This window comes from Paraburkholderia sp. RL18-085-BIA-A (assembly GCF_046027075.1).
GTDB lineage: Bacteria > Pseudomonadota > Gammaproteobacteria > Burkholderiales > Burkholderiaceae > Paraburkholderia.
Genome location: NZ_JARESU010000047.1, coordinates 59,036 through 66,160, shown reverse-complemented (window position 1 = coordinate 66,160; position 7,125 = coordinate 59,036). Strand labels below are relative to the sequence as shown.

The 7,125-nt window shown below is 58.4% G+C and carries 5 protein-coding genes; 3 read left to right on the top strand and 2 right to left on the bottom strand.

Going from position 1 to position 7,125, the window contains the following annotated elements:
- Positions 1 to 605: 605 nt before the first annotated feature.
- Both parA and P0D89_RS27300 read left to right on the top strand, forming a co-directional pair.
- Complete coding sequence (gene parA / locus P0D89_RS27305) at positions 606 to 1,268, top strand: ParA family partition ATPase (RefSeq protein WP_408362455.1); 663 nt, start codon at positions 606 to 608, stop codon at positions 1,266 to 1,268.
- Between the two features lie 25 nt (positions 1,269 to 1,293).
- Positions 1,294 to 2,349 (top strand): ParB/RepB/Spo0J family partition protein, encoded by a 1,056-nt coding sequence (locus P0D89_RS27300; RefSeq protein ID WP_408362454.1) that lies wholly within the window; start codon positions 1,294 to 1,296, stop codon positions 2,347 to 2,349.
- 92 nt (positions 2,350 to 2,441) lie between these two features.
- On the opposite strand, the gene P0D89_RS27295 is transcribed toward P0D89_RS27300, so the two are convergent.
- On the bottom strand, positions 2,442 to 3,791 hold the full coding sequence (locus tag P0D89_RS27295) for a replication initiation protein (protein WP_408362453.1): 1,350 nt from the start codon (positions 3,789 to 3,791) through the stop codon (positions 2,442 to 2,444).
- 136 nt (positions 3,792 to 3,927) lie between these two features.
- The gene (locus P0D89_RS27290; RefSeq protein ID WP_408362452.1) at positions 3,928 to 4,245 is read right to left on the bottom strand and encodes a hypothetical protein; all 318 of its coding nucleotides are present in this window, start codon (positions 4,243 to 4,245) and stop codon (positions 3,928 to 3,930) included.
- Between the two features lie 1,630 nt (positions 4,246 to 5,875).
- Between P0D89_RS27290 and P0D89_RS27285 the strand changes: the two genes are divergently transcribed.
- Positions 5,876 to 7,102, top strand: coding sequence for a DNA-binding protein (locus tag P0D89_RS27285; protein ID WP_408362451.1), 1,227 nt, complete (start codon positions 5,876 to 5,878; stop codon positions 7,100 to 7,102).
- Positions 7,103 to 7,125: the final 23 nt, after the last annotated feature.

The following is a 7,125-nucleotide window of genomic DNA, read 5'->3' as shown; positions in this document are numbered from 1 at the left end:
TTCGCCTTCGCCTTCGCCTTCGCCTTCGCCTTCGCCTTCGCCTTCGCCGTTGCCTTCGCCGTTGCCGTTGCCGTTGCCGTTGCCGTTGCCGTTGCCGTTGCCGTTGCCGTTGCCGTTGCGCAGCACGTCACCCCACGAAGGTCGAAAACCGAGTTCTGCACAGGTGCCCTATCAGTCCATTGAGCAGCGGGCCCTAATCGAAGCCAGACTGCAGCAAGAACTTTATGCGCATAAAGCCAGCCGGTCGCTCATCCAACATAACAGCCACCTTCCGTTACCGCACTCGCGTCTTCTATTGGTCGAAGCGCTTCGAGACACCTACTTGTTGGTCGTAACGACGCGCGAATAGCGGAGTCGGGGTGGGCGGGCGCACGGACATACCGCAACGATCCTGGCCCGTCAGCTACTCCGTTGGACATTACCTTTGTCCGGCCATCCTATTCCGCCGAACCAGCCTTAAAATCGCCGCCCTTTCGCTCGCCCCCAACCTTTATGCGCATAAACCTTATCCGAATGGCTAATTCTTATCGTGTTTTCTACAAAACGATTGAAATGCGAATTCATCCAGGTAAAATCCATTTGCGTCTAAAAAGAGGAGGTGAAATTTGGCAGCGGAAATCATCGCGGTAACACAACAGAAGGGCGGGGTCGGGAAGAGCACAATCGCGATGCATCTCGGCGCTGCGTTTCACGAGAAAGGCAAACGCGTCCTCGTCGTAGACGCAGACGGGCAAAACACACTGATCCACTGGGCCAGTGCATCATCAGACGGCGACACCGGCATCCCCTTCCCGGTCGTCAATCTCTCCGAAGCAGGCAGCCAGATCCATCGCGAGATCAAGAAGTTCGTGGCTGACTACGACATCATCATCGTCGACTGCCCGCCGTCCATCACTGAAAAGGTCTCTGGCGTCGTCTTGCTCGCGGCGAGCGTCGCAGTCATCCCGACATCGTCGTCACCGGCCGACTATTGGTCGAGCATCGGCTTGGTCAAGCTGGTGCAGCAAGCCCAGGTGATGAACGAAGACCTGCGCGCAGTCTTTCTGCTCAACAAGACAGAAGAGAAGCGGATGCTGACGCGCGAACTGAAGCGTGCTTTGGAAGAACTCGGCTTCCCTCTGCTTAAGACCCAGATCCCGACGCGCGAAGCCTACAAGCAGGCAATGGCGTTAGGACAAACGGTGCTTCAGATGAACGACCGCGGCGCCAAACTCGCCGCCATCGAAGTACGAGCATGCGCGAACGAAATCGCAGCGTTGCTCCCGTGAAATTTATGCGCATAAAGGACCCTGAATGAAACCCTCCCAATTTGCCAAAGGCTTTCAAGCACGTCCTGATACGGCAAGTAGCGAAAAGCGAACCGCTCTCGACCGTCTGAATGCCATCGACGGCCTGGTCAAGAACAGCCCGACGAGTAGCGAAGCCGCAGGACGCGCAATGTCGGCTGTCGTGCAGCAGGACGCCCCGCAAGCCGATACCGCCGACGCAGCCGCTGAATCGGCAGCCTACCGTGCGTGGAGGATCGAGCATGGATACCGGCCGAACCAGGTCATCGAACTCCCGCTGAAGAGCATCAAGCCGAGCCCATTCAATCCCCGCCACTTCTATCTGAAGGCGTCGATCGCGGAGCTTGCGGTCAATCTGGCAAAGCAGGGGCAGCAGCAGGCGATTCACGTCATTCCCGATTACGACAATGCCGGCACCTACTTCGTCAGCGACGGTGGCCGACGCGTGCGAGCGCTGAAAGAAGCGAACAAGGAATCGGTGAAGGCGATCGTCATCGATCTGCCGATCGGCATCCAGAGCTACAAACTCGGCTATGACCTGAACGTCCAACGCGATTCGCAGACGGTATTCGACAACGCGGTGGTCTGGAAACGCTTTCTCGACGATGGCCATTTTCAGAGCCAGAAGGAGCTTGCCGAACATCTCGGCCTGGACGAATCGACCGTTGCGGTCGCTCTGTCCATCGCGAAGTTGCCCGAGGCGGTCATGCACGAAATGGTCGCGCGCCCGGACCGCTTCGGCTCAAACATGGCGTATCACGTGGGTCGCTATCACACCGCCCGGGGTGCCGACGCCACGCTGCGCCTGATCAACAAAATCCTCTCTGACGATTTGAGCACACGGCAAGTCGCGGACATCGTCAAGGGAAGAGCGAACGCGCAGGAAAGCGTCAAACCTGCAGGCCGGCAGCGCTACGCGCAGCGACTGGAAATCAAACTCGACGGTATGCCGGTCGGCGATCTCAAATCGTACGGGGATGATCGAATCGAACTGCGTTTGAAGGGCCTCACGCGCGAGAAGCGTGACGACATCCTGCGACAGATTGAGAAGATGCTGAAGTAAGAGGGAACAGTAGCAAGGCGACAGCGTAAGGCGGCACGCGGTTGCGGCCGCCGCTCAGTGAACGTACCGAGCCCACCAAACTAACCGATCAATCAAGCGGCGCGCGATTGGCTCAGCGTGAAAGCGAGCAGGTCGCCATCGGTCGGCTCGCCCCAGGTCTTACGCGCCAGCCAGTCGAAAAATGCCGTTTCGACAATCTTCGAATCCAGCCCACGACGACGCCAGTCGTCCCGCATGTGTGTGCCGAGCGCCGGCAACTGATCTTCCTCGAACGATTGCCGCGCGATTTCCCGCTCAGACTCACCTTGTTCGTTGTACAACTCGTACGCTTCCTTGCGACGATGCGCCGAGTACTCGTCGAGCAATCGCGCCTTGAGGTCGTCGGCGGGCGCCGCGACCGCGGCTTTGCCGCCGCCACCTGACGGCAACGCTTCGACGGGCGGCGCGTAGCCTTTCTTCAACGCATCCTTGAACAGCGCGGGCGCACTGCGCACAGGCGGCAACGACGTGCTCCGCATACGTTGCTCGGTCATCTGCAAAGCGGCGCGAATACGGTTTTCTTCACTGTCGGCATACAGCGTTTGCGCTTCTTTCAACGGAATGCCGATCTTCACCATCCGATCGACCAGGGTGCTGTCGAACACGTTCGGATGCTCGTCGAGTGCGAGCATGGGTTGCTTGCGCTCGGTCACACGAAACTGGATTTCCGCAACACGCCGCCCTTCGCGATGCTCGATCAATTCGACGAAGATATTGGTGACCGCGTTGACTTCGGCGATCGCCGGGCGCAGGTAATCGCGCTTGAAGTACTTATATTCGCGCTTCGCCTCGTCGCCCGCTTCCGTGTCTGGCGTACCCGACAGAATAGGGCGCCACCATTCCCACGTCTCACGCATCGTCAGATGACTCGGGTTAGTCAGATAGCGCACGCAAATCTCGTACAACGCAAGGCCCGCGCTGCTGCGCAACTGGCTCTGGAATTGGAGGCTCAGACGCGCATACTGAACCGGGTCGAGCAGCTTCTTCTTGATCTTCGGCGCAAACGAGAATTCGACCCAGACGCGGCGGGTCGTGGGGTCTTCCAGAATTTCCGCGTCGGCGATCAACGTGGAAATGCCCCACTTGCGACCCGGCTTCTGGCTGGACGTGCCGGTGCTCCATTCGACCTGTACCGACACCATGCGCCGCAAGTGCTCCTTGACGAGCGCAGTGTCGTTGGAATCGAAAGCGGAATTGGCGACGATGTCGGACAGCAAGGCCCGATACGTGTCACCTGCTTCGTCGGCCTGCTGGGCGACGGCGAGAAGCACGTTGAACAGCTTGCGGGTGAGCAGCGTGATTTTGCCGCTCTTCGGCTGGATGGCGATCGCCTCTACGGCCTTGCGCAATTCGGCCGAGCTTGGGCTGACTACATCGGTCTTCTTCGCGCGCTTCGTGGCCATGCGTCTGGTCCAGGAGAGATTTGGCGAGAGCATACCGGCTGTGGTGATACGCGTCTATAGCGTGCGTCTCACCGTTGCCGGTGAAGCGAGTTTACGAAGCGTGACTCACCTCGAGCAACTCCCGAAAACCCTCACCTCAACCGTTTTGTGCAGATTCGGGCCGTCCTTGCAGGTCGCGGCCTCCGCAAATTTCGGCTTTTCTCCAGCGCACGCGAACGGGGACCACTCGATCCCGAATCTTCTCACCGTAAAAATTTTTTGCGAATTCCTGCCGCAATGCGGCCTCGGGGAAAGGCGGTCGCTGCGAAACGATTCGTGAAAGCGCTGCGCACAGTTTCGTCGGTGGGGGAGGGGAGAAGTCGCGGCGGAAGCGCTGATCCCTGCGAGAGGATTTCAGATTGGCACGCGCCGCATCGACGAAACCGCTGGCGCGTTCGCTGGGATGAAAGCGCAAAGGATCTCACAGGGAGCCGGTTTGGCCCGTGCAATTGGCCCAGCAAGATGCCGCAAGTCCTTGTGCCATGCCTCCGCGCCCGATTCGCACAACAGTGAGCTACTGAAACGCGGTGCTGCCGACTGATGGATGCAACGACGTTATGGGGAATGCATAACGACTCAACTGCAGACTGCCTGATCGCACTGGTGATTGCACCTGCTCGACAATGCCTTTTAGCAGCCACTGACCTGCAGCCCTCCCAACGTCCCCTGAAAAAGCTCACCTTTACTGTGACCGACGACTTGGAACGACGCGGGCTTCCGAGGCGTTGTCCCTTTTATCTAGTGAAAAATTCTCCCGAAAAGCCTCACCTTTGTATGTCCCAGCAGGCGATGACGGCCTTAACCACCACCTCCCGAAAAACCTCACCGTTGCACAAAGCACGAGAATATTTCATTAATTTCAATGAGTTAGATACTGACTGTTCGCAGCGCCGCGTCGTCCGCTCCCGTTTTCTCTCACCTTTAAACGTTCTCTGATGGAAGGGGCAGTTCGGATTGCCATCTCCAAAGGTCCCGAAAAACCTCACCAATAGAAACCTGGCGCCGCAATGCAGCCATTGTCGCGACAGCATCTGTTGGGCCTTTCCGGGCAACGGAAGCCTTTTTGGTCCCGTATTTCCTCACCTTTACGCCTACAAGGCGCTTCCCACTCTCCCGAAAAGCCTCACCTTTGACCAAAACCGGCCGATCCGGCAAACGAGCAGACAGGCCTCGACGCCGGTTCCCGAATTTCCTCACCTATATGTCCGAGGGGTCCATCAGCTCGTCGATATCGCCCGCGCATTGCTAACCAGAGCGCGGCGGGGCATCCCGCAAACGCTCACCTTTGGCGCCCGAATGCCCAGAAATCAGGCAGAAATACCCGTTCGGCCCCGTAAAATCTCACCTTCGGCTCGCGTTCTCTCCTGACTTGGCTCACCAAAGGGGTTTACCGCATCAAAACAGGCCCGAAAATCGGGGGCGTGGAGCATCCCGAAAGCGCTCACCTTTGGTTCGTCCGCCACCGGAATGGACTTTCAAGCACTGCAGGGCGATTCACAGCCACGAGCTCCCGCAAAATCTCACCTTTGGCCAAACCGGATGTTTACGGGGTCTCCTGAACCCGCTCACGTTCTGTCCCGGACCCGCTCACCGCGGCCCCCGAACCTCATCACTCCAGCTTCCCGCAAGATCTCACCACGTCTCCCGCAAAGCTTCACCTTCCCAGCCTGAAAGCCCCGCCAGGTAAAGATTTGCCGTGGCGTTAACGTTTTTAACATGGGTTCAAGGGTGTTTACTTTTATTACTCTCTAGCATTCGCCCCGCGAGTCCTCCGGACAACGACTTCCACCCATCATCGACATCATCGAATGCCCGTGAAACAGTCCACAATTTCCAAATGACGATCAAAAACTCTTTCTTTACAAGAACTTATTAGCTATTCTTCGCTTTGTTTCACGGAAAATATCAACGAATGCGAGAGGACCGACACCTCCGACACGCAAAAACTCGCCAATTCCACGATATCCCCGTGACACGAACAAATAGGTAGCAAACGCTACGTAAATTGTTATGATCCATCCAATTCGAGCGACATCGAGGTTGATATGAATCTGGACCAGGAACGACAAGCCATTCGTAGTGAGCTTGAGGCCATGCGTACTCAAGGGGCACGGCGGCAGGATTTATCGCTCCATGCGTGCAAGCGGCTGTTTTTCGATCTGGGTGTCCGCCCATCCATGGCAGCAGTTCGGGATCTGACGCAGACCGGCAGCGCGAGCGATATTCCGAAGGACATCGACCATTTCTGGGAACGCATCCGCAACGTGTCGCGCGTAAAAGTCGGTGCGGGCGCGATCCCCAAGGCATTGGAAGATCGCGCTGGCGAACTGCTGGGCGCGTTGTTTGAAGAAGCCGTTGCGCATGCGCGAACTACGCTCGACGGCGAGCGCGAGGAAATCCGCGTCCAAATCGCCGCCGCCGAGCAACTCGCACGAGACGCGGAAATTCGCCGTGACGCCTCGGACGAGGCAGTCAAGCGCAGCGAACAACGCGCCGAAGCCGCGTGGGAACGGGTTCGAGCGCTGGAAACCGAGCTATCCAGCGCCACCACGCATGGAAACGTCCACCAGGAAGGCTTGCAGGCAACGGTGCGACGGCTCGATCACGAAAACGAAGCGCTCCGTCAGCGTCTGGACGCCGAGCTTGCAACCAATGCAACACTGCGCGACCGGATCGACGCATTGCACGTCGAGTTGCGTCAAAGCACGGAACACTATGCGCAGCAGATAAAAGACGCGGTTGCGGAAGCCGAACGGCGCGTCAAGCCGATGCTCGTCGAACTCGACTCGTTGCGCAGCATGGCGGCGACGTACCAATCCGGCGTGCGCGACGCAAGTCGCAAGGAATTTGACTTCATCCAGCAGATTGCCGCAGCCAAGGCGCGCGGCGACCGGCTCGACGCGCAACTGCGCGAGCAATCGGACGAAGTGGATGCGTTGACGAAAGAAGTCGCCGTGTTGCGCACCCAGCAAGGCATTGACCCGGCGATTGCCAGTCTGCTTTGCTCGCTGGTTGAAGCGGGCCGGCTCACGAGCGACGAATTGAATGCGGTCGGCACCGCGGCGGACGGGCATGTCTCGCTCCCGCTCCGCTGCCCAAAATGTGACGAAGGTGAGCCGGAGTTGTCGCAAGTCGATCACCGCTTTGAATTGCTCTGCCCAGAGTGCGACCACACGTCGGGACTCGGCGCATCAAGGCTGGCGGCGGTCAGCCGGTTTCTGTCGAGCGACACGGCCGCGGCTGCGGTCCGGCAATTCGACACGGTGCGCTAGCGGATAAAACGTTAAAGGTGAGG